The following is a 24,810-nucleotide window of genomic DNA, read 5'->3' as shown; positions in this document are numbered from 1 at the left end:
GTGCGGCTGCGGCCACGATCGGCCCGTGCCGTCGACAGGAGCCCGCCCGTGAAGATCCACAACCCGTTCCGCATCGGGCTGCTCGCCGGTCTCGGCGTGCTCGTCGCGCTCGTGATCGGTGGGGCCGTCGGGCAGCTGTCGACGATCCTGACCTACGTCGGTGCGGCGCTCTTCATCTCGCTGGGCCTCGATCCGATCGTCTCGTGGCTCGAGAAGCGACGCGTGCCCCGTGGCATCGCCATCGTCATCGTCCTCGTGGCGGTCGTCGGCGCCTTCGTCGGGGTCGTCTTCGCCATCGTCCCCGTCATCGTGCAGCAGACGACGAGCCTGATCCAGGCGCTGACCTCGTACCTGCAGAGCGTCACCACGCAGCAGTTCGTCGACAACCTGCAAGAACTCGTGCCGCAGAACGTCTTCGACGTGCAGAACGCCCTCGACTCGATCGTCGACTTCCTCACCAACCCCGACAACGTCGTCACCATCGGCGGCGGCGTGCTCGCGGTCGGCGTGGCCATCGGCAACGGCCTGTTCGGCACCGTCGTCGTGGTGATCCTGACGATCTACTTCACCTCGTCGATCAACAGCGTCAAGCGCGCGCTCTACCAGCTCGTACCCGCGTCGAAGAGGGCGACCTTCGTCGACATCTCCGAGCAGATCAGCCAGTCGGTCGGTCGGTACGTCATCGGCCAGTTCACCCTCGCCGCCACCAACGGCATCCTCAGCTTCGTGTTCCTCACCATCATCGGCGCCCAGCAGCCGGCGGTGTTCGCGTTCATCGCCTTCCTCGGCTCGATCATCCCGCTGGTCGGCACGATCAGCGGTTCGGCGATCATCGTCCTGGCGCAGATCGCCCTGCTGCCGCAGTCACCCGCCACCTGGGTCACGGCAGCCGTGTACTACCTCGTCTACATGCAGGTCGAGGCCTACCTGCTGAGCCCGCGCATCATGCGTCGCGCGGTGCGCGTCCCCGGGGTCATCGTCGTCATCGCCGCCCTGGTCGGGGGCACCCTGCTGGGCGTCCTCGGGGCCCTGATCGCCATCCCCGTCGCCGCGTCGGTGTTGCTGATCATCCGCGAGGTCTACGTGCCCCGGCAGAACCAGCTCTGAGGGCCGAGACCGCCACCGACGCCGGTGCGGAGCCGCTCGGAAGCGGGACGGACACGCGTCGCCGCGGCGCCTCGGCGCCGACGCCCGCGTCAGCAACTCAGGAGGCGCGGGGCGGCCAGGTGGATGGCAGGGGCAGCGCCGCGGGGGCGACGTGACGGACGACCTCGGTCAGCACGTGGCTCGTCTGCTTCTCGCCGACCCACAGGTGCTTCCCGCCTTCGACGGCGACGACCTCGGCCTCGGGCACGAGGGCGAAACGGCGACGCGCCTCGTCGGGACGCAGGTAGTCGTCGAACTCGGGCACGACGGCGACGACGGGTCGGCCCGCACCGTGCCAGGCCTCGAGTTCGGCGTCCGTGGTGCGGTGCAGCGGCGGGGACAGCAGGACCACACCCGCCACGTCGACCTCGAGACCGTGTTTCAGGGCGACCTCGGTGCCGAACGACCACCCCACGAGCCAGGGCGTGGGCAGGCCGCGGTCACGCACGAAGGCGACGGCGGCCGCGAGGTCCGCCGCCTCCGCCACGCCCTCGCCGAACTCGCCCTCCGAGCGTCCGCGAGGCGACGACACCCCCCGGAAGTTGAACCGCAGCACGGCGAGGTCGGCCAGCGCGGGCAGGCGTGCGGCGGCCTTGCGGATGACGTGCGAGTCCATGAAGCCGCCCGCCGTCGGCAGCGGATGGAGGGCGACGATCGTGCCGACCGGTTCGCGGTCGGCGGGCAGGCTGAGCTCGCCCACCAGCGTGAGACCGTCTCCGGTGCGGAGCTCGACGTCTTCGCGCCGCGCGGGGAGCAGGACTCCCCCGCGGATGTCGACGACGGGGGTGTCGGGGCTCGTCACGAGATCCTCCAGCAGTGGGTGTGCCAATGGCGGCGGGCCGCCAGGTCGTCTTCCGCCCCGAAGAGCCCGTCGGCCCGCCAGGCCACCACGTGCGGGGTGGCCGGAGCGATGCCCAGCGAGCACCCGGGGCAGACGTAGTCCTTGACCGCCGACGTCGCCGAGACCGACTGGACGTTGAACGAGCGACCGTGCTTCGTCTCGACCGTCAGGCCACCGAAGGACGCGCGGGTGACGTCGTACGCCTCGTCGGCCTCACGCCGGTCGCGCGAGCGACGGGAGCGGTTGCTGCGGGGCATGACGACCAGCGTAGCAACGGCCTCGAGGTCGAGGACGTCACCAGCGGCGGGCCCGGTGGATCAGTACCAGTTGTTCGCGACCGAGTGGCCCCAGGCGCCGCACGGCGTGCCGTACCGACCACCGATGTAGTTGAGTCCCCAGGTGATCTGCGTCGCGGGGTTGGTCTGCCAGTCGGCTCCGACCGACGCCATCTTGCTGCCGGGCAGGGCCTGCGGGATGCCGTACGCGCCGCTGGACCGGTTCGAGGCGTAGACGTTCCAGCTGGACTCCTTCTGCCACAGCGACACGAGGCAGTCGTACTGGTCGGAACCCCACCCACGCGAGGCGACGATCTCGGCCGCGATCGCCTTGGCGCTGCCCGGGTCGGGCAAGCCGGCGACGGGCGCTGCGGACGACTTCTTGGCCGTGCCGGAGGACGAGCCGGACGTCGTCGCGGGGGCCGCAGTCTCTTCGACCACGACGGGGGGCGGCGGCGGGACGTACTCGGTGACTCCGTAGGCGTCACGGTCGGCGACCGTGACCGCGGCGTCCGCCACCGTGAGGGTCTGGCCGGGTGCGGTCAGCACCGCTGCGGCACTCGGGGCGCTCGTGGCGGCCTCGGCCCCGGCCAGCGGGTTGACGAGAGAGGCCGAGACGAAGGCGAAGGAGGCGCAGAAGCCGATGAGGGGCAGGACGAGACGGCGAGGTGCGCCGGCACGACGAGGTGCTGCGGTGGACCCTCGACCGGGACCCGTGAACGCGACGGCACCGGGAACCGGTCGGCGGACCACGCTCTGCGACGCCGGGATGCGGACCCGACGTCGGGTCGAGGGTCGTTCGACGGCCGCCGGGTGCTCTCGTCGAGAGGGACCGGGTGTCGGATTCGCTGCGTGCCTGCCCATGAGTCCGATAAGCGTAACCGAAACGAGGCGTCGCGACCAGGGTCGACAGGTCCGCGTGTCGGCGGCGGCGGGGCGGCCCCACGGGGGTCGATCGCCCTCCGGGTCAGCGGACGGCGAGCATGACGTCGACGACCGTGTCGAGCAGCAGGTCGACCTGGCTCTCGCGGTACCCCCCGCGTCGGGGCCGGAAGACCGACGAGCGCACGTCGTCGATGCTGAGCGGGCGCCCGTCGGTGAAGTAGCCGTGCAGGCGGCGGGCCAGCCGGTCCACGTCGCGGGGGTGGTAGCCGGTCGTCAGGATGCCGACGCGGTCGAAGCGGTGCCCCTCGGGACGCTCGAGGCGCGCGACGACGTCCGCCGCCCCCGAGCGAGCGTCCGAGAACCACGTCGATTCGCGTCCGGACGACACCGCGCGTTCGCGCTCCCGACTCGCGAAGGCGTCCTCGAGCCGTTCGAGGGCGGCGTCGACGTGGGCCGTCGAGTAGCCGCCCTTCGTCAGCCCGAAGGCGGTGCGACGGATGCGGGCCGAGTCGATGCCGGCGTTCGCGTCGCCGGCGTAGGCCTTGCGCGCCTCGGCCAGGAACGAGTCGACCTCGTCGACGACGTAGCCCCGCTTGCCCTTGGGAACGATGGGGAATGTGCTGCTCACGGCCACCATCATGCCGCATGGCCCGATGTCGACCAGCGGGACGCGCGGCCCTGCCGACTTCGACCGGTCGCGGCTAGGCGAAGAGCAGGTAGAGCCCGTACGCTGCCGCGGCGGACGGCAGCGTGCTGTCGAGCCGGTCGAGGAACCCCCCGTGGCCCGGAAGCCAGGTGCTGATGTCCTTGATGCCCAGGTCGCGCTTGATCAGCGACTCGGACAGGTCTCCGATGGTCGCGGTGACGATGATGACGCCGCCGAAGACGAACCCGAACCACCACGGCTCGTCGAGGAGGAAGACCGAGAGCAGCACGGCCGCGACGAGGCTGGCGGCCACCGAGCCGGCGAACCCCTCCCAGGTCTTCTTCGGGCTGATGCGAGGAGCCATCGGGTGCTTGCCGAAGTTGAGGCCGGTCGCGTAGGCGCCCGTGTCGACGGCGATCACGACGATCAGGGCCGACAGCGTCCACCACTGCCCGTCGGGGCGAGCCGCCATGAGCACCATGAAGCTTCCGAGGAAGGCGCAGTAGATCTGGACGAAGGCCCCCGCCCCGAGATCGCGGCCGAGCGAGGAGGCGCTGCTGCGGTGGGACGGACGCGCCAACTCGACGAGGCGCCACGCCGACACGACGACGATGCCGCCGAGCAGCGCCAGCCAGTGGCCGGCCGCGCCGCCGTAGAAGGCGGCGGGGACGACCGCCACGCCCGCGAGCACGCTCGGCAGACGCGGGACGTCACGACCGGCGAACCGCAGGGCACTGGCGAGTTCGAAGCACAAGGACCCGATCAGGGCCGCGGCGACGATCATGAAGAACGCCTTGACGAAGATCAGGCTGAGCAGCACGGCGGCCCCGAGCAGCACGCCCACCGCGATGGCCGCCGGCAGGTTGCGCCCGGTGCGTGCCGTGAGCTTCTCGTTGCGGGAGTCGAGACGGGCCTTGCCGGCCCTCAGCTGGGACTCGATGTCGTGCCGCGCGGCCTGCGCACGGGCGTCGAAGTCGGCCCGGCGACTGCCGAGGGTGCTCTTCTGAGCCGGTGACGATTCGTCGGAGCCGGCGCCGTCGGGTCGATCTCTCATCAGACCTCGAGCAGCTCCGCTTCTTTCTTCTTGAGGGCGTCGTCGATCGAGTCGATGTAACCCTTGGTGATCGACTCGAGCTCTTTCTCGGCCCGGGCGACCTCGTCGTCGCCGACCTCGGTCTTCTGGGCGTCGAGCGCCTCTTTCGACTTGCGGCGGACGTTGCGCACCTGCACCTTGGCGTCCTCGCCCTTGCTGCGCACGATCTTCACGAACTCCTTGCGGCGCTCCTGCGTCAGCTCGGGGATCGTGACGCGGACGATGGTGCCGTCGTTCGTCGGGTTGGCCCCCAGGTTCGGGAAGGTCGCGATGGCCTTCTCGATCTCTTTCAGGGCCGTCTTGTCGTACGGGGTGACGATCATGGTGCGGGCCTCGGGCACCTGCAGGGAGGCCAACTGTGCCAGGGGCGTCGGCGTGCCGTAGTAGTCGACCGGGATCTTCTGGAAGAGAGCCGGGTTGATCCGGCCGGTGCGCACCGTGCCGAAATCGTTCTTCGCGGCGTCGAGCGCCTTGTCCATCTTCTCGCGCGTCTCGGTGAGTACGTCGTTGATCGCCACTGGTGCTCCTTGTTCGGTTCGCGGTCGAGCTTAGTCGTCTAGTTGCTGACGATCGTGCCGATGCGTTCGCCACGGATGGCGCGGGCGATGTTGCCCTCGCCTTCCATGCCGAACACGTGCATGGGCATGCCGTTGTCCATGCAGAGGCTGAAGGCGGTCGAGTCGACGACCTTGAGCCCCTGCATCAGGGCCTCTTGGTAGGTGAGGCGGTCGAGCTTGACGGCCGAGGGGTCGTGGCGGGGGTCCGCCGAGTAGACGCCGTCGACGCCGTTCTTGGCCACCAGCACCTCGGTCGCCCCGATCTCGAGGGCACGCTGGGCCGAGACGGTGTCGGTCGAGAAGTAGGGCAGGCCGGCTCCGGCACCGAAGATGACGACGCGCCCCTTCTCGAGGTGTCGCTCCGCCCGCCGGGGGATGTACGGCTCGGCGACCTGGGTCATGGCGATGGCGGACTGGACGCGCGTGGCGGCACCGGCCTGCTCGAGGAAGTCCTGCAGGGCGAGGGCGTTCATGACGGTGCCCAGCATGCCCATGTAGTCGGCACGACCACGGTCCATGCCGCGTTGGCTGAGCTCGGCGCCTCGGAAGAAGTTGCCGCCGCCCACCACGATGGCGATCTCGACGTCGCTCGCCGCGTCGGCGATCTCGCGGGCGATCGCGCCGACCACGTCGGGGTTCACGCCGAGCTGGCCGCCGCCGAAGGCCTCGCCCGAGAGCTTCAGCAGGACGCGTCGGCGTCCGGTGGTTTCCGATGTCATGCGAGTCTCCCTCTCGTCGTGGCCGTAGCCAGGTTAGCGAGTTCGGGCTGGTCGCCGTCCGTCGCCGGTGGTGCGCCCGACGTCGACACGTCGGCCGGGCATGGCAACGGGGTCCGAGACACGTTCGTCTCGGACCCCGTCACGGTGCGTGCTAGGCGCCGACCTTGATGCGGGCGAAGCCCGTGATCGACAGCCCGGCCTCGTCGACGACCTTGGCGACCGACAACTTGTTGTCCTTCGCGTAGGCCTGGTCGAGCAGGGCGATCTCCTTGAAGAAGCCGGTGAGGCGACCCTCGATGATCTTGGGCAGCGCCGCTTCCGGCTTGCCCTCGTTCTTCGCGGTCTCTTCGACGATGGCGCGCTCCTTGTCGACCTGCTCGGCGGGCACGTCGTCGCGCGACAGGTACGTCGGTGCGGCGAAGGCGATGTGCTGGGCGATCGAACGGGCGGTCTCCGCGTCGTCACCGGTGTACCCCACGACCACGCCGACCTGCGGGGGCAGGTCCTTCGAGGTCTTGTGCAGGTAGATGGCGAACTGCTCGCCCTCGATGCGCGAGACGGTGCGCAGTTCGACCTTCTCGCCCATGAGCGCGGCCTCGTCGTTGACGAAGGCCTCGACGGTCTGGCCGCCGATCGCGGCGGCGTTGCCCTCGGTGGCGCTGGAGGCGCCGGCCGCGTGCACGGCCTCGAGGACCTGGTCGGCCAGGGCGACGAACTTCTCGTTCTTCGCCACGAAGTCGGTCTCGCTGGCGAGCTCGATCAGGGTGGCGTAGCCCGAGCCGGGCTTGGCGGCGACGAGACCGGCGGTGGTCTGACGGCCCTCGCGCTTGGCGACGCCCTTCAGTCCCTTGACCCGCAGGATCTCGACGGCCTTCTCGATGTCGCCGTCGGCTTCTTCGAGGGCGTTCTTGCTGTCGACCATGCCCGCGCCGAGGCGGTCACGGAGGATCTTGACGTCAGCGATGGTGTAGTTGGCCATGTGTCTGACTTCCTTTCGTGGAGTCGGAAGGTGAAGAGGGGGCTACTTCGAGTCGGCGTCGGCCGGCTCGGCGGCGGTCGCCTCGGTGGCCTCGGCGACGGGCTCGACGACCGGCTCGCCCAGGGGCTTCGCGGCGACCTGTGCGTCGGCGTCGTTCTCCTCGACGGGGACCTCGGCGGCGGGCGCCTCGGCAGCGGCGTCGGCGGCCTTGGCCTCGCCCTGCGCGAGCAGCTCGGCCTCCCATTCGGCCATGGGCTCGACGGGCTGGTCGGCGTCCTCGGGCTTCTGGTGACGCTGCACCAGGCCCTCGGCGGCGGCGTCGGCGACGATGCGGGTCAGCAGGCCGACCGATCGGATCGCGTCGTCGTTGCCCGGGATCGGGAAGTTGATCTCGTCGGGGTCGCAGTTCGTGTCGAGGATGCCGATGACCGGGATGCCGAGCTTCTTGGCCTCGTCGATGGCGAGGTGCTCTTTCTTGGTGTCGACGACCCAGAGGGCGGACGGCGTCTTGGTCAGGTTGCGGATGCCGCCGAGCGTCTTGTGCAGCTTGTCGAGCTCGCGCTTCTTGATCAGCAGTTCTTTCTTGGTGAAGCCCTGCGTGGTGTCGTCGAAGTCGATGTCCTCGAGCTCCTTCATGCGGGCGAGGCGCTTCGAGACCGTCTGGAAGTTGGTCAGGAGGCCACCGAGCCAGCGCTGGTTCACGAAGGGCTGGCCCACGCGGTTGGCCTGCTCGGCGATGGAGCCCTGGGCCTGCTTCTTGGTGCCGACGAAGAGGATGGTGCCGCCGTGGGCGACGGTCTCCTTGACGAAGTCGTACGCCTTGTCGATGTACCCGAGCGACTGCTGCAGGTCGATGATGTGGATGCCCGAGCGCTCGGCGAGGATGAAGCGCTTCACCTTCGGGTTCCAGCGGCGGGTCTGGTGTCCGAAGTGGACGCCGCTGTCGAGCAGCTGGCGGATGGTGACGACGGCCATGGTCGTTCTCCTTGTTTCCGGGCACACCCGCGGGTGTGCCTGCTTGTCGGTTGTCGGGCGACCGGTCGGTCGCCGCTGCCTGGTGCCCGGGCACACGTCCGCCGACCGCACCGTGGGGCACGTTCGGACCGAATGGACGCGGAGGCCGGGAGCGGCGCGAGACGACGGGGTCGTCTCGACGTCGGTGTGTCCGAGGACGCACAGGGCACGCGAAGTCAGCCTGCTGAGCAGACTGCAACGCTCATGTTAGCACCACCGACACGCCCGAGGAGGCGGTGGTCGCCACCCGAGGACGGCGACCACCCGGCACCCGCACCTCGGCTAGGGGCGGCGTCGACCGAGGCCGAGCAGCCCGCGCTTCGGGGCCCGCGCCTCCTCGAGTCCGTAGTGGTCGCCGAAGTCGTCACGCAGCTGCGTGCGCTGGGCGCGCAGGAAGCGTCGGTGTTCGGAGTCGAAGGCCCGGAAGGTCGCCACGCAGATGCCGATCATGACGACGCTGAACGGCAACGCCGTGATGATGGCCGCCGTCTTCAGGGCGTCGAGCCCGCCCGTGACGAGCAACGCGATGGCCACGAGGGCCGTGACGACCGCCCAGAAGATGCGGACCCACGGCCTCGGTTCGGTGTCGCCGCCGGTCGAGATCATGCCGAGCACGAGGGAGCCCGAGTCGGACGACGTGATGAAGAAGAGCCCGATCAGCAGGATGGCGCCGAACACGGCGATCGAGCCGCCGGGCAGCCCCTGCAGCATCTCGAACAGCGCACCCTCGGTGTCGACCGAGCCGTCGGCCGCCACCAGTCCCCCGGAGCCGAAGACCTCGCGGTAGAGCGCGGCACCGCCCATGACGCTGAACCAGAGGAAGGTCAGCAGGGTGGGGACGACCAGGACGCCGACGACGAACTCGCGGACCGTCCGCCCCTTCGAGATGCGGGCGATGAAGATGCCGACGAACGGGGCCCACGACATCCACCACCCCCAGTAGAAGGTCGTCCAGGCGCCCTGCCAGGCCTCGCCCTCGGCGCCGGAGAAGGCGCTGACGGTGAAGGTGAGCCCGACGACGTTCTGCAGGTAGTTGCCGAGCGACTGGACGAAGTCGCGCAGCAGGAACAGCGACGGTCCGCTGACCAGCACGAAGACGAGCAGCAGGGCGGCCAGCACGATGTTGGTGTTCGAGAGCCACTTCATGCCCTTGGTGACGCCGCTGACCAGGGAGAAGATGGTGACGCCGGTGATGCCGGCGATCAGGAGCACCTGGACGAGCAGCGTGGGTTCGGCGATGCCCGCGGCCGAGAGGCCGGCCGAGATCTGCAGGACGCCGAGTCCGAGCGACGTCGCAACGCCGAACAACGTGCCGACGACCGAGACGACGTCGATGACGTTGCCCCAGAGGCCGTGGACGTGCTTGCCGAGCAGCGGCTCGAGCGCGTACCGGATCGAGACCGGACGCCCACGCCGGTGGATCGCGTACGCCATGCCGAGCCCGACGACGATGTAGATGGCCCAGGCGTGCACGCCCCAGTGCAGGTACGTCTGGCTGAGGGCCTGTCCGGCGAGCTGGTTGGCGTCGCCGGTGACCCCGGGCCGCGGGCTCGCGTAATGGCTGAGCGGCTCGGCCACCCCGTAGAAGACCAGGCCGATGCCCATGCCGGCGGCGAAGAGCATGGACAGCCACGACAGCCGGGAGAACTCGGGTTCGTCGTCGTCCTTGCCGAGCTTGATGTCGCCGTAGCGGCTGACGCCCATCCAGAGCGCGAAGACCACGAAGACGGCGGCGAGCAGGACGTAGTACCAACCGAAGGCCCCGACGATGCCGCTCTGGATCGCCCCGAAGAGGCTCTCGGCCACGGCCGGGAAGGCCATGGCGAACGCGACGAACCCCAGGATGACGGCCGCCGCGGGCCAGAAGACCCACGGGGCGAAGGCCCTCCTGCGGGGCGTGACCGGCGCCTCCCGGGTCTGGTCGGGGGCGGCGCTCGTGGCGTCGCCGGGTGTCTCGTCGGCGTGCGCGACCGGTGTCGCGTCGTCGGCGTGGCTCATCGGAAGTCCTCTCGGAAGGCGAACGCCCCGCCCAGGATCTGGACGGGGCGTTCGACGATCATGCCAGGCTCAGGCCTTCGCGGCCCGACCCGAGCCGGCCTCGACGGCCGAGACGCCCATCTCTTCGAGCGACCGCCCCTTGGTCTCGGGGATCTTCGCCAGGACGAAGAAGAACGAGACGAGGGCGAAGAACGCGAAGATGCCGTACGACAACGACAGGCTCAGGGCGGCGAGGCTCGGGAACGACACCGTGACGACGAAGTTCGCGATCCAGTTCGCCATGCTGCCCACGCCGAGGGCGGTGGCGCGGATGCTGTTCGGGAACATCTCGCCGAGCAGCACCCACATGAGCGGTCCCCACGTCGCACCGAACGAGACGACGAACAGGTTGGCCGCGACGAGCGCGACCGGGCCCCAGGCACCGGGCAGCGACGGGTCGCCGCTCGCCGTGGTGGTCGCCTGGCTGAAGGCGAGGGCGGTCACGGCGAGGCTGACGAACATGCCGACCGAACCGGCCAGCAGCATGGGCCGACGTCCGACCTTGTCGACCAGGCCGATCGCGACGAAGGTCACGGCGACGTTGACCACCGCGGTGATCGTCGAGATGAGGAAGGAGTCCTCTTCCTGGAAGCCGACGGCCTGCCAGAGGGTGGTCGAGTAGTAGAAGATCACGTTGATGCCGACGAACTGCTGCAGCACGGCGAGGATGATGCCGACCCAGACGATGGGCTGCAGGCCGAAGCGGCTGCCCCGAATGGACGACTTCTTCTCGAGTTCGGCCTCGGTGCGGATCGAGTCGGTGATCTCTTTCAGGCTCGTGTCGACGGTCTCGGCGGGGACGATCGACTGCAGGACCTTCTTGGCCTCGTCCTCGCGGCCGTCACCGGCCAGGTAGCGGGGTGACTCGGGCAGGCGCCAGGCGAGGACCCCGTAGACGACAGAGGGCACGATGCCGACCAGGAACATCCAGCGCCACGCCGCGAGACCGAAGAGCGACGGCTCGGACGCGCCACCCGCCGTGGTCGCGAAGAGCTGGTCGGACAGCAGGGCGGCGAAGATGCCGAGCGTGATGGCGAGCTGCTGGAACGACGCCAGGCGACCACGGATCGCCTTCGGCGACACCTCGCTGATGTAGGCAGGGGCGATGACCGACGCGATGCCGATGCCCAGGCCGCCGACGACGCGCCAGAGCACGAGGTCCCAGACGGCGAAGGCCGCGGCCGCCCCGATCGAACTGATCAGGAACAGACCGGCACCGATGATCATCACCTTGATGCGGCCCATCTTGTCGGCCAGTCGGCCGGCCACGTAGGCGCCGATCGCGCAACCGATCAGGGCCGAGGCGACCGCGAAGCCCGACGCGAACTCGGTCAGGCCGAACTCGTCGGTGATCGACTGGACGGCCCCGTTGATGACCGACGAGTCGAAGCCGAACAAGAACCCGCCGATGGCCGCCGCCACGGCCAGCGCGGTCACCCGCCTGTTCAAGCTCTTCGTCGTTGCAGTGGTGTTCGACACCTGTACTCCTTCACGGCTCGAGGAGCAGGGCTCGTGGCCACGACTCCCCCACAAACGGCGTGCACGGGGTGTTCTTGCACGGATGAACCTTACGCCTCGCCGAGAAAGCTTGCGCATCCGGCATCGTGCCGGTATGCGTGCTCAGCTTCGGACGTCGCCCCGCTCGTCGGCCCTCGCCGGCGTCGTGACGGTCGTCGCCTGCCTGCTCGTGGCGCTGCCGTCGGCGACGGCGACGGCGACGGCGACGGCGACGGCAGCGGCTACGTTGGCGGCAGCCGGCTCGGGGGCGTCCGCCGCGCGAGGCGCGGTGTGGTCGTGGCCCGTCGCCGCGCCGCACCCGGTGGTCAGACCCTTCGTCGGCCCGCCGCACCCGTGGTCGCCCGGCCACCGCGGCATCGACGTCGAGGCGACACCGGGCGCGGTCGTCCTGGCGCCCGACGACGGTGTGGTGCACTTCGCCGGGGTCGTCGTCGACCGCCCCGTCCTCTCGATCGAGCACGCCGACGGGGTGCTCAGCAGCGTCGAGCCCGTCACCGCCGTCGTCGCGACGGGCGACGTCGTGACCCGGGGGCAGACCGTGGGGGTGCTCGAGCCGGGGCACTGCGCCGACCAGGGCTGCCTGCACCTCGGAGCCCGCGTCGACGGCGAGTACGTCTCACCGCTGTTGTTCTTGGGAGGCGTCGAGCCGTCGGTGCTGCTGCCGACCCGGCCCGGGTGATCTCGGCAGGGCGTCAGGCGCGCGGGTGCGCCGAGCGGTAGCTGTCGCGGAGGCGATCGGTCGACACGTGCGTGTAGATCTGGGTCGTCCCGAGGCTCGCGTGGCCGAGCAGCTCTTGGACGGCCCGGAGGTCGGCTCCCCCGTCGAGCAGGTGGGTGGCCGCCGTGTGCCTGAGGGCGTGCGGCCCGGCCGGTCCGCCACCGGGCAGGTCGGCCAGCAGTCCGGCCACGAGGCGGTAGACCGCCCGGGTGCCGAGACGACCGCCGGTCGCACCGACGAAGAACGCGTCACCGGTCTCGGCCGTGACCAGGGTCGGACGGGCCAGGTCGAGGTACCGGCCCAGGGCGTCCGCCGCGGGCACCCCGAACGGCACGACCCGCTGCTTGGCCCCCTTGCCGGTCACCCGGACGGTCAGCCGCTCGAGGTCGACGTCGGCCAGGTCGGTGCCGACGACCTCGGACACGCGCAGGCCCGCCCCGTAGAGCAGCTCGACGACGGCGAGGTCTCGACGCGCGCCCGGGTCGTCGGTGTCGGCGCGCAGGGCGAGCGAGGCCAGCAGGCCGTCGACCTGTGCGCGGGTGAGCACCCGGGGCAGGCGGCTCTCGGCTTTCGGCGCACGCAGCCGGACCCCCACGTCGACCGGCGTCCGGTCGGTCTCGTCGAGCCACCGGGTGAACGCCCGGACGCTCGCCGACCGCCGGGCGAGGGTAGCCCGGGCGAGGCCGGCCTGCGTGCCCTGCCAGAGCCAGTCGCGCAGCAGGTCGAGGTCGAGGTCGGCCACCTCACCGGGCCGACCGAGGCGGTTCTCCGCGAAGACGACGAGCGAGTCGAGGTCGGCGCCGTACGATCGCACCGTGTGGTCGCTGAGCCCGCGGCCGTCGTGCAGGTGGTCCGCGAACCGCTCGACCTCGCCCAGGAGGCGCGTCACGGCAGCGCCCACCCCTCGCGTCTCGACCCCGGCTCGTGCATGCGGCCAGGCTAGCCATCTCGCCGCCCCCTCACCCGTCGCCACCCCGACCCGTGCCGCCGGGCCGCGCCGGAGAGGTCGAGCTCGGCGAGCACGTCGCGGACGGTCTCGAGCGACAGTCCGCTCGCGACGGCCAGCTCGTCGGTCTCGCGGGTCGCCGTCGTGCTGAGCGCGTCGAGCACCCGCATCGTCTCGGGATCGAGCCGACGCCCCTGGTACGACGCGGCGACCAGGTCGGTCGACGCCCCGGCGAGTTCGAGCACGTCGTCGACGCTCGTCACGCACTCGGCCAGGCCGGAGCGGATGAGGGCGTGGCAGCCCACGGACGACGGCGAGGTCACCGGGCCGGGCACGGCTCCGACCGGGCGACCGAGCGACTGGGCGTGGGCGGCCGTGTTCAGCGACCCCGAACGCCCGCCGGCCTCGACGACGACCGTCGCAGCCGTCAGGGCCGCGATCAGCCTGTTGCGTTGCAGGAACCGCCAGCGTGACGGCTTGCCGCCGCAGGGGGCCTCGGAGATCATGAGGCCCGTCTCGATGATGCGTCTCAGCAGGCCGTCGTGACCGGCCGGGTAGAGGTGGTCGACTCCCCCGGCCATGACCGCCACCGTCGTCGCCGACGCGGCCAGAGCCGCCCTGTGGGCGGCCCCGTCCACGCCGTAGGCGGCACCCGAGACGACCGCGAGGCCGCGGTCGGCCACGCCGCCGGCGAGCTCGGCCGACACCTGCTCGCCGTAGCTCGTCGCCGCCCGCGAGCCGACGATCGCGATGCTCGACGCCGGTGCCGGGACGGACGCCGGGCCTCGTGCCCAGAGGGCCACGGGCGCGTGATCGCCGAGCTCGTCGAGGGCCGTGGGCCAGAGAGCGACACCCGGCACGAGGAGCCTCGACCCGAGGGCCGTCGCCGTCCGGAACGACCGCAGGATCACCGGCGTCTCGAGCCGAGGCCGCCACCTCTCGAGGGCCCGGGCGAGATCGAGGCGCCCGACGTCGTCACGGGTGGCGCCCGCGTCGAGCAACCGGCCCGCGAGGAGTCCCGGCCGGGGGTCGTCGCGCCCGACGGCCGCCTCGAGCACGGCCCGGAGCCCGACCGCGGGGCCCAGCACGGACCGGACGACGCCGCCCACCGCGTCGCCCGGCTCGACGACTCCCGTCCACGCACCGAGGGCGAAGGCGCGCACGACCTCACCGTCGGTGAGGTCACCCGCGTCGGGAAGCACCGGCAGGACGAGGTCGGCCAGTTCGCCGGGGGTCGCCCGGAGCAGGGCGCTCACAGCGACTGCCGAATGCTCAGTGCCCTGACCACGTGTCGCCGGACGGGCACGGGGTCGTCGTCGAGGTCGGCGAGGGTCCACGCGACCCGCAGCACGCGGTCGTAGCCGCGCATGGTCAGGGCACCGGTCTCGAGGGCCCGGTCTATCGGCTGGGAGTCGGCCGGGGGCAGGCGGTTCGCAGGGTCGCGGAGCCACGTGCCCGGCATCTCGGAGGACGAGCGCCACGGCGTCGCGGCGAGCCGCTGCGAGGCACGTCGCCGCGCCCGTTCGACCCGCACCCGCGCCTGCTCGGTCGTCGTCGGGACGACGTCCGCCGAGGCCCGGAACTGTGACGAGCTGATCCGCGCGACCCTCAGCTGGAGGTCGATCCGGTCGACGAGCGGCCCGGAGAGCTTGCCGAGGTATCGACGGCGCTGGTGCGGAGAACAGCTGCAGTCGGAGTCGCGCGAGCCGTACTGCCCGCAGGGGCACGGGTTGGCCGCCGCCACGAGTTGGAACCTCGCCGGGAAACGGGCCACCGACCGCGACCGGTGGACCACGGTCTCGCCCGATTCGAGAGGCTGGCGGAGGCAGTCGAGGACCGTCTGCTGGAACTCGGGCGCCTCGTCGAGGAAGAGCACGCCCCGGGTGGCCCTCGATGCGGCACCGGGCCGGATGACCCCGCTGCCACCGCCGACCAGGGCCGCCGCGCTGCACGTGTGGTGGGGCGCCTCGAACGGCGGCCGAAGGTCGAGGTCGCCCGTGACGGCGACCCCGGCCAACGAGCGGATCGACGCCACCTCGAGGGCCGAGTCGGCGTCGAGGTCGGGCAGCAGACCCGGCAGGCGGGCCGCGAGCATGCTCTTGCCCGCTCCGGGCGGGCCCACCATGAGGAGGTGGTGGCCGCCGGCCGCTGCGACGACGAGCGCCTCGACGGCGTCGACGTTGCCGATGACATCGGCGAGGTCGCGTTCGGCGGGCACCGGCGGTTCGGACCGCGATCTCGTGATGGCCTCGACCGGTTCGGACTCGAGACCTGCGCCGTGCCAGATCGCGGCCTCGCGGAGGCTCGGCACGGCCACCACGCGGATGCCGGGGACGAGCGACGCCTCGTCGGCGTTGTCGGTCGGCACCATGACCGTGCCCGCCCCGGCCCGACGCGCACCCAGCACGGCGGGCAGGACGCCGTCGACCGGCCGGAGCCGGCCGTCGAGACCGAGCTCGCCGAGGTGGACGACCCGCTCGACGGATGCCGCGGGCACGAGTTCGGCCGCCGCCAGTGCGGCGATGGCGATGCCCAGGTCGAACGACGACCCCTGCTTCGGCAACGAGGCCGGCGACAGGTTGACCGTCAGCTTGCGGGCCGGCAACGCGCACCCCGAGTTGGTCGCGGCCGACCGGACCCGGTCGCGCGCCTCGCCGAGGGAGGTGTCGGGCAAGCCGATGATGACGAAGGCCGGCAGCCCGGCCCCCATGTCGGCCTCGATCTCGACGAGGGCGCCGTCGACGCCGAGCAGGGCGACGGCCCGCGTCCGCGCGACGCTCACGCGCCGACCCCTCGGACGTGGTCGATGCGCTCGTGCCCGGCGCACCGCTCGACCGTGATGCCGACGACGTCGATGCGGAGACCGCGCGCGACGGCCGACGGATGCGCCTGGCACCAGGCCACGGCCAGGCGCCGCAGTCGGGCCAGCTTGGTCGGCGTCACCGCCTCGAGGGCGTGGCCGAAGCCGGTGCCCGTCCGCGTCTTCACCTCGACGACGACCAACTCGTCGCCGTCCAGGGCGACCACGTCGATCTCGCCTTCGCGACAGCGCCAGTTGCGCTCGACGACGCGCATGCCCTGCGCCTCGACGTACTCGGCCGCGACGTCTTCGCCGCGCCGACCCAATTCGTCCTTCTTCGCCATGTGGACCTCCTGTCAGGAGGCTGGCGGACACCCACCGGACACGGGGCGGCCCGACCGACCACTGGGGAGCGAGGGCCTGGAGCGACGACTGGGGACGAGGCGTCGCGCCGACGCGCCCGGCCGCCGACGCGACGTCAGGGCGTCACTCGTCGAGCGCGAGTTCTTTCGGCAGTTCGAGGTCGCGGCTGGTCAGCTCTTCGACGTTCACGTCCTTGAAGGTGAGCACGCGGACGGACTTCACGAAACGGTCGGAGCGGTAGACGTCCCAGACCCAGACGTCGGTCATCGACAGTTCGAAGTAGAAGTCGTGCTCGGTGTCGCGCCGCACCAGGTCGACCTCGTTGGCCAGGTAGAAGCGCCGCTCGGTCTCGACCACGTAGCGGAACTGCGACACCACGTCGCGGTACTCGCGGTACAGCGCGAGCTCGACCTCGCGGTCGTAGTCTTCGAAATCGTCCTCGTCCATCGGGGGATCATCTTACGCGGCCTCGGGCGAGCGGGACGCCGGGTGGTCGTCGGCCCCGGGGTGGCTCAGTGCAGCCAGGTGAGCCGGTGCAGCGGCGACGGGCCGAGTTCGGACAGGGCCCCGTAGTGCGCCGACGAGCCGTAGCCCTTGTTGCCCGACCAGCCGTAGCCGGGGTGCACGCCGTCGGCCTCGATCATCAGCCGGTCACGCTCGACCTTGGCGATGACCGACGCCGCCGCGACCGAGGCGCAGTCGCGGTCGGCCTTCACCCGGGTCGTGATTCGGGGCGGGGTGCTCAACTGCGGCGACAGGTAGTCGTGGTTGCCGTCGAGGACGACGACGGACTGCATGATGCCGACGCCGGCGTGGTGCAGGGCGGTCAGGGCACGCTTGCCGGCCAGACCCAGGGCGACGACGATGCCGAGCCGGTCGACCTCGTGCGCCTCGGCGAAGCCCACCGCGTGGTGGGACACCCACGACGTCGCGAGCGGGTAGAGCGCCTCACGGCGTTTCTCGGACAGGAGCTTCGAGTCGCGCAGCCCCGGGGGGACGTCCAGGCACTCGACGTGCACCGCCCCGAGCCCCACCGCCACGGGGCCGGCGATGGCACCCCGACCGACCTCGTCGCAGCCGATCACCCAGGTGGCCCCGGACGCGTGCAGCTCGCGCTCGAACTCGAGCGTCGGGTCGACGACGGGCGTCATCCGCCCTCTCGCTCGGTCCCGCGGAAGACCTCGGGGTAGTCGCCGAGCCACGTCCAGCGGTCGCTGGGCCAGCTGATGACGAAGGCGCGCCCGACGACGTCGCTCATGGGCACGAACCCCTTGCTCGGGGTCGAACCGTTGTACCGGCTGTCCTTCGAGTTGTAGCGGTTGTCGCCCATGACCCACAGCGAGTCGGGCGGCACGGTCACCGAGAAGTCGATCGCCGAGGCACGGGTCTCGCCCGGGGGGTAGTTGACGTACGGCTCGTCGAGCGGCACGCCGTTCACCGACATCTGCCCGAAGTCGTTGCAGCACTCGACGGTGTCACCCGGCAGGCCGATGACCCGCTTGATCAGGTGGTCGTTGCTGTCTTGCGCGCCGAGCCCCACCTGCGTGAGGAACCACGAGACGCCGTCGGACACCGGGTTGCCCGTGGTGGTGCTGATGGGCGCCGTGCCGTCGAGCCAACCACCGGGATCGGTGAAGACGACGACGTCGCCCCGCTTGACGTCGACCACGTCGGGCACGAGCTCGTTGACGATGATGCGGTCGTTGATCTGCAGGGTCTGTTCCATCGAACCCGAGGGGATGTAGAACGACCGGATCAAGAACGTCTTGATCAAGAACGAGATCAGGAGCGCCGCCAAGAAGATGACGAGAACGTCGCGCACGAACGTGCCGATGCCGCGCTTCCTGCCGTCGTCGCGTCGAGGACGCAGGGCGCGCCTCACTGTGTCATTCGTCATTTAACCACCCGAGCTCCCAGCCATCTTAGACGGCGGGGAGCTCGGAGGATGTCGCGGGAGCGCGTGACTAGTTGTCGCGCTTCTCCTTGATCTTGGCCTTCTTGCCACGCAGTTCGCGCAGGTAGTAGAGCTTGGCGCGACGCACGGCGCCACGGCTGACGACCTCGATGTGGTCGATGACCGGGGAGTGCACGGGGAAGGTGCGCTCGACGCCGACCTGGAAGCTCACCTTGCGGACCGTGAAGGTCTCGCGGATGCCCTCGTTCTGCTTGCCGATGACGACACCCTGGAAGACCTGGACGCGCGAGCGCGTGCCTTCGATGATGTTGACGTGCACCTTGACGGTGTCGCCGGCGCGGAAGTCGGGGACGTCCGTGCGGAGGTTGGCGGAGTCAACCGCGTCGAGGATGTGCATTGTCGTTCGCTCTCTGCAACCGCCACAGGTCGACTGCGTGTCTGGGGCGCGTCACGCGCCCGTCATGATGAAGAAGGTGTGCTCTGGATCGGCAGACTCCCCTGTGGCAGAGTCGTGCGCAGGCACAAGCGTCAATTGTGCCACAGCGCGGGCACCCCTGTCAGCCCCGCGGCGTGATGGTGATGACGGGGGCGTCGTGATCGTGGCGGGGCACACGCCCGGCGGCGGCCCCGGTGCCCGACGCGGCCCTCTCGAGGTCGGCGAGCGACGAGGCCATGCGGGCCCGCGCCTCCCGGGCGAACTCCAACAGGGCGCAGGCGAACAGACCGACGCCCGCCGCGATCGTCACGACGGCGCACAGCGCGAACAGTGCGGTCGACAGGTCGAGCGACGAGGCCCCGCCGGCGACCTGCGCGAACGCCGAGGCGGAGGTGGAGCCAGCAGAACCGTCGACGATGAAGAACCCGAGGCCGAGCTGCCCGAGCCACGAGAGCGTGAGCAACCCGGCGTCGGGCCACGACACCGCCCGTGACCGGCGCACGCTGCGACGCCCGACGACGACACCCGTCGCGATCGCCTGCCCGACGAAGAGCAGGGGCACGAGCAGCAGTTGCCCGACGAACTGCAGTCCCAGCGGCACGCCGAAGAAGGCCCGGCCGAGCAGGACCCAGAGAGGCAACGCGAACACGGCGACCCAGAGGAGGCGGTAGAAGACCCTGCGCATCGTCATGCGTCCGAGGCTACGAGACGATCGTGGGGAACGGCTGCACGATCGGATCGCGGTGGTCGAGCCGGACGGATGGGTCGTTCAGTCGAGCAGGTCGGGACGCACGCGACGCGTGCGCTCGAGCTGCTGCTCGCGACGCCAGGCCGCGATGGCCCCGTGGTTGCCGCTGAGCAGCACCGGAGGCACGTCGAGGCCCCGCCAGGAGGCCGGCTTGGTGTAGCTCGGGTACTCGAGGAGCCCGTCCTCGTGGCTCTCTTCGGTGAGGCTCTCAGGATTGCCCACGACGCCGGGGACGAGCCGCCCGATCGCCTCGATCATCGCCGTGACCGCGACCTCGCCACCGTTCAGGACGTAGTCGCCGAGACTGATCTCGCGGACCGTGGCCCGGGTCGCGGCGTGCTCGACCACGCGCTGGTCGATGCCCTCGTAGCGACCGCAGGCGAAGACCAGGTGCGGTGCGAACGCGAGCTCGCGGGCCGTGGCCTGCGTGAAGGGCGTGCCGGCCGGCGACGGGACGATCATGACCGTGTCGTCGGGTGTCGAGGTGTCACCGAAGACGTGGTCGAGCGCCTCACCCCAGGGCTCGGGACGCATGACCATGCCGGCACCGCCCCCGTAGGGCGTGTCGTCCACGGTGCGGTGCCGGTCGTGCGTGAAGTCGCGCAGGTCGTGGACCTCGACCTCGAGCAGCTTCTGCTGCCGGGCCTTGCCGAGCAGCGAGATGTCGAGCACCCCGAAGAACTCGGGGAAGATCGACACGATGTCGATGCGCACGCGTCAGCGCTCGTCGTCGGACGAGGACCTGGCCTCGGGGGCGGACCCGCCGTCGGCCGCGCGCCCGTCGGGCCCCGACTCGTCGGAATCGTCGGCCAGCTCTTCGAACAGGCCCTGCGGCGGGGTCACGACGACCACGCCGGCCTCGACGTCGACCTTCGGCACGATGGCCGAGACGAACGGGACGAGCACCTCGCCCGTCTCGGTGTCGACGGCCAGCAGGTCTTGTGCCGGCAGGTGGTCGACGCGAGCGACCGTGCCGACGACGACACCGTCACGCTCGACGCGGAGACCCACCAACTGGTGGTCGTACCAGGCGTCGTCCTCGTGCGGCAGTTCGTCGGTGTCCTGGTCGACCCAGAGGATCGCCTTGACGAGCGACTCGGCGGCCGTCCGGTCGTCGACGCCCTCGAAGAAGCCCACCGGGTGGCTGTTGTACCAGCGCAACTCGGTCAGGGTGAGGGTCTTGTCGTGCCAGGCGCTCTCGGCGGGCACCTGCAACCGGAACACGGCACCCGGCACGAACCGCTGCTCGGGGGTGTCGGTGAAGAGCTCGAGCTTGAGGGCGCCCTTGAGGCCGTGGGCCTTGGTGAGTCGCCCCACCCGGAGTTCGGTCTTGCGGTCGGACGGCACGGCTCTAGAGGTCGCCGTCGACGACGTCGACCCGGACGCGCTTGCCGTCGGCCAGCGCGGTGACCAGGGTGCGGAGGGCCTTGGCCGTACGACCGGCACGGCCGATCACGCGACCGAGGTCGTCAGCGTGGACGTGCACCTCGAGGACGTCGCCACGAGGAGAGTTCTTCTCCACGACCTGCACCTCGTCCGGGTGATCGACGATCCCCCGGACGAGGTGTTCGAGTGCAGGTGCGAGCACCGACTACGCCTCGGTGGTCTCGGCGTCGTCGCTGGACTCGGCAGGAGCCTCGGCCTTGGCCGCGGGCTTCTCGGTCTTGGGGACGAGGACCGGCTTCTTCTTCTCGTCGGCGACGAAGGCCTCTTTCGGGGCCTTGGTCTTGACGGTGCTGACGGCGTCGGCGTCGCCCTTGAACTTGCCCCAGTCGCCCGTGAGCTTCAACAGCGCGGCGACCTGCTCGGTCGGCTGGGCGCCGACGCCGAGCCAGTACTGGGCACGCTCGGACTCGACCTCGATGAGCGAGGGCTCTTCGGTCGGGTGGTACTTGCCGATCTCTTCGATGACGCGACCGTCGCGCTTGGTGCGCGAGTCGGCGACGACGATGCGGTAGTAGGGGGCGCGGATCTTGCCCATGCGCTTGAGACGGATCTTGACAGCCACAATTCTCCTGTGTGATGTGATGTGGGCGAGTTGCCAGCCGTGAGCGTGGGGGCACACTCGGCTCGAAAGCTCTGATGGGAGTCGAACGTCGTCTGATTAGAGGGTCGGACGACAGAAGACTCGACCTCCCATTGTTGCAGACGATCGGCCATCTGAACGAATTGCGTGCCCTCGTGTCCGACAGCGCACCTGCCGACGGTCACCTCGTGCCGCCCGGGTCGCCGACCGGCGGCGCGGACGGCCCGGGCCGGCACCCGGCTGGCAGGATGGACCAGCCCTGACGCCCACGGGAAGGCCACGCGGATGCGCATCGATTTCACGACCTCAGAGCGGTCGACCCTCGGCGTCGAGTGGGAGCTCGCCCTCGTCGACCACGAGACGGGCGAGCTCGCACCTCATGCCCCGGCGATCCTCGCCGACCTGGCCCACCTCAACGAGGGCGGACCCGAGCGGTTGACCACAGAACTGCTCACCAACACCGTCGAGGTCGTCACGGGCGTGCACCACCGCGTGTCCGACGCCGTCGACGACCTGAGGGGCACCATCGACCAGGTGCGCGGCCCGGCCTCGGTGCTCGGCGCCGACCTGATCTGCGCCGGGACGCACCCCTACAGCCGCTACGCCGACCAGGAGGTCACGCCGGGCAAGGAGCGCTACGCGACGTTGATCGACCGCACACGCTGGTGGGGGCGGCAGATGATGATCTGGGGCGTGCACGTCCACGTCGGGATCGACGACCGCGCGAAGGTGCTGCCCGTGCTGAACGGCATGCTGACCTACCTGCCGCACTTCCAGGCGCTGACGGCGTCGAGCCCGTTCTGGGTGGGCGAGGAGACCGGGTACGCCTCGAACCGGGCCCTCATGTTCCAGCAGTTGCCGACGGCGGGCCTGCCTCCGCAGTTCGACACGTGGGCCGAGTACGAGGCCCTGGTCGCCGACCTCACCCACACCGGCGTCATCGACGACCACAGCGAGCTGCGCTGGGACCTCCGTCCGTCACCGAAATGGGGGACCCTCGAGACGCGCGTCTTCGACGGCATCGCCACCACCGAGGAGCTCGCGTCCGTGACGGCCCTCGTCCAGTGCCTGGTCGACGACATGTCCGAGCGGCTCGACCGCGGCGAGACGCTGCCGAGCATGCAGCCGTGGTTCGTCCGCGAGAACAAGTGGCGGGCCGCACGGTACGGCATGGACGCCATCGTCATCCAGAACGCGGCGGGCGACGAGCGGCTCGTGACGGACGACCTGCGCGAGCTCGTCACGACGCTCGAGCCGGCCGCGGAGCGCCTCGGCTGCCTCGACGAGCTGCACTCGCTCGCCACCATCACCGACCGTGGCGCGAGCTACCAGCGTCAACTCGCCGTGGCCGCGACACACGGGGGCGAGCTGCGCCCGGTGGTCGCGTCGTTGGTCCGCGAGTTCGACGAGGGGCTGTCGGCCGCCGAGTGAACCGGGCCGCCCCGCCACGGGGCGTCCGGGCGGGGCGGCACACGACGACGCCCGCCCCGCATCGTGCGGGGCGGGCGTCGTCGACGTCAGGAGGCGCGGGTCGGCTCAGCCGCGTCCGAGCATCTTCTGCAGCGACGCGAGGTCTTCGGGCGAGGGCGCCCCACCGCCGGCGGCACCCGCGCCGCCGCCCAGGCCGAACCCGGAACCGCCCGGGGCCGACGACGTCGGCTTGGCTCCCGTGGCGAGGGCCGCGTTCTGTGCCGCGCGCTTGGCCGGGTTGCCGGCCTTCGAGCCCTTCTTCTTGGGCTGTGCCTTCTTGCCTGCGTAGGAGGCGCCGGGGATCGGGCCCATGCCGGGCACCTGGGGCACGCCACCCTTGGCGACGGTCTTCATCATCTTCGACGCCTGCTCGAAGCGCTGGACGAGCTGGTTCACGTCGGTGACGGTCATGCCCGAACCGCGGGCGATGCGCAGGCGACGTGAACCGTTGAGCAGCTTGGGCATCGCCCGCTCCTGCCTGGTCATCGACTGGATGATCGCCTCGGTGCGGACGATCTCGCGTTCGTCGAAGTTGTCGAGCTGCTCGCGCATGCCCTTGGCGCCCGGCAGCATGCCGAGCATGCCCTTGATCGAGCCCATCTTGCGCAGCTGCTGCATCTGCGTGAGGAAGTCGTCGAGGGTGAACGAGTCGGTCGCGATCTTCTGCGCGACCGCCATCGCCTCTTCTTCGTCGAAGGCCTGCTGGGCCTGCTCGATGAGGGAGAGGATGTCACCGAGGTCGAGGATGCGACTCGCCATGCGGTCGGGGTGGAACGGCTCGAAGTCGTCGAGCGACTCGCCCGTCGAGGCGAACATGATGGGGCGGCCGGTGACCGACGCGACGCTGAGCGCCGCACCACCGCGGGCGTCGCCGTCGAGCTTCGACAGGACGACGCCGGTGAAGTCCACGCCGTCCTGGAACGCCTTCGCGGTCGCGACGGCGTCCTGACCGATCATGGCGTCGATGACGAAGAGCACCTCGTCGGGGTCGACCGCCTTGCGGATGTTCGCCGCCTGCTTCATGAGCTCGGCGTCGACGCCGAGACGACCGGCCGTGTCGACGATGACCGTGTCGTACTGCTTGTCACGGGCGTACTTGATCGCCTGCTTGGCGACCTTGACCGGGTCGCCGACGCCGTTGCCCGGCTCAGGCGCGAAGACGTGCGCCCCGGCCTGCTCGCCGACGACCTGCAGCTGCGTGACGGCGTTGGGCCGCTGGAGGTCGGCCGCGACCAGCATCGGCGTGTGGCCGTCCTTCGCGAGCCACTTGGCCAGCTTGCCCGCGAGGGTCGTCTTGCCGGCACCCTGGAGGCCGGCGAGCATGATGACGGTCGGGGGGTTCTTGGCGAACTCGAGCCGACGCTGCCGACCGCCGAGGATCTGCACCAGTTCTTCGTTGACGATCTGGACGACCTGCTGCGCCGGGTTGAGCGCCTTGCTGACCTCGTCGCCCAGGGCGCGGTCGCGCACCGTGTTCGTGAACGCCTTGACGACGTCGAACGCGACGTCCGCGTCGAGCAGGGCGCGACGGATCTCGCGCACGGTGCCGTCGACGTCGGCGGGGCTCAGCTTGCCCTTGTTGCGGAGGTTCTTGAACGTTTCCGCGAGGCGGTCGGAGAGGGTTCCAAAAGTGGCCATGGTGCGCCCATCTTAACCGACCCCCGGCCTCCTGCGCTGC

General features: G+C 70.5%; 28 protein-coding genes. 3 read left to right on the top strand and 25 right to left on the bottom strand.

What is annotated here, in order from left to right; genetic code table 11:
* Positions 1–48 precede the first annotated feature (48 nt).
* The gene (locus AC3CCI_RS13055) at positions 49–1,107 is read left to right on the top strand and encodes an AI-2E family transporter (protein WP_354592974.1); all 1,059 of its coding nucleotides are present in this window, start codon (positions 49–51) and stop codon (positions 1,105–1,107) included.
* Positions 1,108–1,204: 97 nt separating this feature from the next.
* Here AC3CCI_RS13055 and AC3CCI_RS13050 read toward each other — a convergent pair whose 3' ends face one another.
* The 11 genes from AC3CCI_RS13050 to AC3CCI_RS13000 form a co-directional block, all read right to left on the bottom strand.
* Positions 1,205–1,948 (bottom strand): alpha/beta hydrolase, encoded by a 744-nt coding sequence (locus AC3CCI_RS13050; protein WP_488627437.1) that lies wholly within the window; start codon positions 1,946–1,948, stop codon positions 1,205–1,207.
* Complete coding sequence (locus AC3CCI_RS13045) at positions 1,945–2,244, bottom strand: hypothetical protein (protein WP_354592976.1); 300 nt, start codon at positions 2,242–2,244, stop codon at positions 1,945–1,947. The genes AC3CCI_RS13050 and AC3CCI_RS13045 overlap by 4 nt, the downstream gene beginning before the upstream one ends.
* Positions 2,245–2,304: 60 nt before the next feature.
* Positions 2,305–3,015, bottom strand: a complete 711-nt coding sequence (locus AC3CCI_RS13040; protein WP_488627436.1) for an aggregation-promoting factor C-terminal-like domain-containing protein — start codon at positions 3,013–3,015, stop codon at positions 2,305–2,307.
* Between the two features lie 214 nt (positions 3,016–3,229).
* A complete protein-coding gene (locus AC3CCI_RS13035; protein WP_354593308.1) occupies positions 3,230–3,784 on the bottom strand; it encodes a DivIVA domain-containing protein in 555 nt (184 codons plus the stop codon).
* A 64-nt stretch (positions 3,785–3,848) separates the two neighbouring features.
* Complete coding sequence (locus tag AC3CCI_RS13030; RefSeq protein WP_354592978.1) at positions 3,849–4,847, bottom strand: phosphatidate cytidylyltransferase; 999 nt, start codon at positions 4,845–4,847, stop codon at positions 3,849–3,851.
* A complete protein-coding gene (gene frr, locus AC3CCI_RS13025) occupies positions 4,847–5,365 on the bottom strand; it encodes a ribosome recycling factor (protein WP_217270968.1) in 519 nt (172 codons plus the stop codon). The genes AC3CCI_RS13030 and frr overlap by 1 nt, the downstream gene beginning before the upstream one ends.
* 77 nt (positions 5,366–5,442) lie before the next feature.
* On the bottom strand, positions 5,443–6,162 hold the full coding sequence (pyrH, locus tag AC3CCI_RS13020; RefSeq protein ID WP_354592979.1) for a UMP kinase: 720 nt from the start codon (positions 6,160–6,162) through the stop codon (positions 5,443–5,445).
* Positions 6,163–6,313: 151 nt separating this feature from the next.
* Positions 6,314–7,141: a translation elongation factor Ts gene (gene tsf, locus AC3CCI_RS13015; protein ID WP_354592980.1), complete on the bottom strand. Its 828-nt coding sequence runs from the start codon at positions 7,139–7,141 to the stop codon at positions 6,314–6,316.
* A 42-nt stretch (positions 7,142–7,183) separates the two neighbouring features.
* Positions 7,184–8,116, bottom strand: coding sequence for a 30S ribosomal protein S2 (gene rpsB, locus AC3CCI_RS13010; RefSeq protein ID WP_488627435.1), 933 nt, complete (start codon positions 8,114–8,116; stop codon positions 7,184–7,186).
* 321 nt (positions 8,117–8,437) lie between these two features.
* A complete protein-coding gene (locus AC3CCI_RS13005) occupies positions 8,438–10,153 on the bottom strand; it encodes a BCCT family transporter (protein ID WP_488627434.1) in 1,716 nt (571 codons plus the stop codon).
* Between the two features lie 69 nt (positions 10,154–10,222).
* On the bottom strand, positions 10,223–11,671 hold the full coding sequence (locus AC3CCI_RS13000; RefSeq protein ID WP_354592982.1) for a sugar porter family MFS transporter: 1,449 nt from the start codon (positions 11,669–11,671) through the stop codon (positions 10,223–10,225).
* Between the two features lie 133 nt (positions 11,672–11,804).
* Between AC3CCI_RS13000 and AC3CCI_RS12995 the strand changes: the two genes are divergently transcribed.
* Positions 11,805–12,389 (top strand): murein hydrolase activator EnvC family protein, encoded by a 585-nt coding sequence (locus AC3CCI_RS12995; RefSeq protein WP_488627433.1) that lies wholly within the window; start codon positions 11,805–11,807, stop codon positions 12,387–12,389.
* Positions 12,390–12,402: 13 nt separating this feature from the next.
* On the opposite strand, the gene AC3CCI_RS12990 is transcribed toward AC3CCI_RS12995, so the two are convergent.
* The 13 genes from AC3CCI_RS12990 to rpsP form a co-directional block, all read right to left on the bottom strand.
* Complete coding sequence (locus AC3CCI_RS12990) at positions 12,403–13,317, bottom strand: tyrosine recombinase XerC (RefSeq protein ID WP_488627432.1); 915 nt, start codon at positions 13,315–13,317, stop codon at positions 12,403–12,405.
* A gap of 50 nt (positions 13,318–13,367) precedes the next feature.
* Entirely contained in the window at positions 13,368–14,630 is a 1,263-nt protein-coding gene (gene dprA / locus AC3CCI_RS12985) for a DNA-processing protein DprA (protein WP_488627431.1), read from the bottom strand.
* Positions 14,627–16,156: a YifB family Mg chelatase-like AAA ATPase gene (locus AC3CCI_RS12980; RefSeq protein ID WP_488627430.1), complete on the bottom strand. Its 1,530-nt coding sequence runs from the start codon at positions 16,154–16,156 to the stop codon at positions 14,627–14,629. The genes dprA and AC3CCI_RS12980 overlap by 4 nt, the downstream gene beginning before the upstream one ends.
* Positions 16,153–16,518 (bottom strand): YraN family protein, encoded by a 366-nt coding sequence (locus AC3CCI_RS12975; RefSeq protein ID WP_488627429.1) that lies wholly within the window; start codon positions 16,516–16,518, stop codon positions 16,153–16,155. Before AC3CCI_RS12975 ends, AC3CCI_RS12980 begins: the two co-directional genes overlap by 4 nt.
* Positions 16,519–16,660: 142 nt before the next feature.
* The gene (locus AC3CCI_RS12970) at positions 16,661–16,984 is read right to left on the bottom strand and encodes a DUF2469 domain-containing protein (RefSeq protein WP_056046179.1); all 324 of its coding nucleotides are present in this window, start codon (positions 16,982–16,984) and stop codon (positions 16,661–16,663) included.
* A 65-nt stretch (positions 16,985–17,049) separates the two neighbouring features.
* Positions 17,050–17,688: a ribonuclease HII gene (gene rnhB, locus AC3CCI_RS12965; protein WP_194594171.1), complete on the bottom strand. Its 639-nt coding sequence runs from the start codon at positions 17,686–17,688 to the stop codon at positions 17,050–17,052.
* Positions 17,685–18,434: a signal peptidase I gene (lepB, locus tag AC3CCI_RS12960; RefSeq protein ID WP_354592988.1), complete on the bottom strand. Its 750-nt coding sequence runs from the start codon at positions 18,432–18,434 to the stop codon at positions 17,685–17,687. Before lepB ends, rnhB begins: the two co-directional genes overlap by 4 nt.
* Positions 18,435–18,501: 67 nt before the next feature.
* Positions 18,502–18,849, bottom strand: coding sequence for a 50S ribosomal protein L19 (gene rplS, locus AC3CCI_RS12955; protein ID WP_054145615.1), 348 nt, complete (start codon positions 18,847–18,849; stop codon positions 18,502–18,504).
* 160 nt (positions 18,850–19,009) lie between these two features.
* Positions 19,010–19,579 (bottom strand): hypothetical protein, encoded by a 570-nt coding sequence (locus AC3CCI_RS12950; RefSeq protein ID WP_488627428.1) that lies wholly within the window; start codon positions 19,577–19,579, stop codon positions 19,010–19,012.
* Positions 19,580–19,657: 78 nt separating this feature from the next.
* On the bottom strand, positions 19,658–20,350 hold the full coding sequence (trmD, locus tag AC3CCI_RS12945) for a tRNA (guanosine(37)-N1)-methyltransferase TrmD (protein ID WP_488627427.1): 693 nt from the start codon (positions 20,348–20,350) through the stop codon (positions 19,658–19,660).
* A gap of 3 nt (positions 20,351–20,353) precedes the next feature.
* Complete coding sequence (rimM, locus tag AC3CCI_RS12940; protein ID WP_488627426.1) at positions 20,354–20,983, bottom strand: ribosome maturation factor RimM; 630 nt, start codon at positions 20,981–20,983, stop codon at positions 20,354–20,356.
* Between the two features lie 4 nt (positions 20,984–20,987).
* Complete coding sequence (locus AC3CCI_RS12935; RefSeq protein WP_055971873.1) at positions 20,988–21,224, bottom strand: RNA-binding protein; 237 nt, start codon at positions 21,222–21,224, stop codon at positions 20,988–20,990.
* A gap of 3 nt (positions 21,225–21,227) precedes the next feature.
* Positions 21,228–21,644, bottom strand: coding sequence for a 30S ribosomal protein S16 (gene rpsP, locus AC3CCI_RS12930; RefSeq protein ID WP_354592992.1), 417 nt, complete (start codon positions 21,642–21,644; stop codon positions 21,228–21,230).
* A 303-nt stretch (positions 21,645–21,947) separates the two neighbouring features.
* Between rpsP and AC3CCI_RS12925 the strand changes: the two genes are divergently transcribed.
* On the top strand, positions 21,948–23,093 hold the full coding sequence (locus AC3CCI_RS12925; protein ID WP_488627425.1) for a glutamate--cysteine ligase: 1,146 nt from the start codon (positions 21,948–21,950) through the stop codon (positions 23,091–23,093).
* Positions 23,094–23,198: 105 nt separating this feature from the next.
* Here AC3CCI_RS12925 and ffh read toward each other — a convergent pair whose 3' ends face one another.
* On the bottom strand, positions 23,199–24,770 hold the full coding sequence (ffh, locus tag AC3CCI_RS12920; protein WP_354592994.1) for a signal recognition particle protein: 1,572 nt from the start codon (positions 24,768–24,770) through the stop codon (positions 23,199–23,201).
* Between the last annotated feature and the right edge of the window lie 40 nt (positions 24,771–24,810).

It is taken from the genome of Frigoribacterium sp. CF331 (assembly GCF_057787905.1).
This window is presented reverse-complemented; position numbering and strand designations above follow the sequence as displayed.

What these genes read in the sequence shown, in the direction of transcription:
- AC3CCI_RS13045 (WP_354592976.1), bottom strand. Translation starts at nt 2,244, where the DNA reads ATGCCCCGCAGCAACCGCTCCCGTCGCTCGCGCGACCGGCGTGAGGCC.
- AC3CCI_RS13035 (WP_354593308.1), bottom strand. Translation starts at nt 3,784, where the DNA reads ATGGTGGCCGTGAGCAGCACATTCCCCATCGTTCCCAAGGGCAAGCGG.
- AC3CCI_RS13030 (WP_354592978.1), bottom strand. Translation starts at nt 4,847, where the DNA reads ATGAGAGATCGACCCGACGGCGCCGGCTCCGACGAATCGTCACCGGCT.
- frr (WP_217270968.1), bottom strand. Translation starts at nt 5,365, where the DNA reads ATGGACAAGGCGCTCGACGCCGCGAAGAACGATTTCGGCACGGTGCGC.
- pyrH (WP_354592979.1), bottom strand. Translation starts at nt 6,162, where the DNA reads ATGACATCGGAAACCACCGGACGCCGACGCGTCCTGCTGAAGCTCTCG.
- tsf (WP_354592980.1), bottom strand. Translation starts at nt 7,141, where the DNA reads ATGGCCAACTACACCATCGCTGACGTCAAGATCCTCCGTGACCGCCTC.
- rpsB (WP_488627435.1), bottom strand. Translation starts at nt 8,116, where the DNA reads ATGGCCGTCGTCACCATCCGCCAGCTGCTCGACAGCGGCGTCCACTTC.
- AC3CCI_RS13005 (WP_488627434.1), bottom strand. Translation starts at nt 10,153, where the DNA reads ATGAGCCACGCCGACGACGCGACACCGGTCGCGCACGCCGACGAGACA.
- AC3CCI_RS12995 (WP_488627433.1), top strand. Translation starts at nt 11,805, where the DNA reads ATGCGTGCTCAGCTTCGGACGTCGCCCCGCTCGTCGGCCCTCGCCGGC.
- AC3CCI_RS12975 (WP_488627429.1), bottom strand. Translation starts at nt 16,518, where the DNA reads ATGGCGAAGAAGGACGAATTGGGTCGGCGCGGCGAAGACGTCGCGGCC.
- AC3CCI_RS12970 (WP_056046179.1), bottom strand. Translation starts at nt 16,984, where the DNA reads ATGGACGAGGACGATTTCGAAGACTACGACCGCGAGGTCGAGCTCGCG.
- rnhB (WP_194594171.1), bottom strand. Translation starts at nt 17,688, where the DNA reads ATGACGCCCGTCGTCGACCCGACGCTCGAGTTCGAGCGCGAGCTGCAC.
- lepB (WP_354592988.1), bottom strand. Translation starts at nt 18,434, where the DNA reads ATGACGAATGACACAGTGAGGCGCGCCCTGCGTCCTCGACGCGACGAC.
- rplS (WP_054145615.1), bottom strand. Translation starts at nt 18,849, where the DNA reads ATGCACATCCTCGACGCGGTTGACTCCGCCAACCTCCGCACGGACGTC.
- AC3CCI_RS12950 (WP_488627428.1), bottom strand. Translation starts at nt 19,579, where the DNA reads ATGACGATGCGCAGGGTCTTCTACCGCCTCCTCTGGGTCGCCGTGTTC.
- AC3CCI_RS12925 (WP_488627425.1), top strand. Translation starts at nt 21,948, where the DNA reads ATGCGCATCGATTTCACGACCTCAGAGCGGTCGACCCTCGGCGTCGAG.
- ffh (WP_354592994.1), bottom strand. Translation starts at nt 24,770, where the DNA reads ATGGCCACTTTTGGAACCCTCTCCGACCGCCTCGCGGAAACGTTCAAG.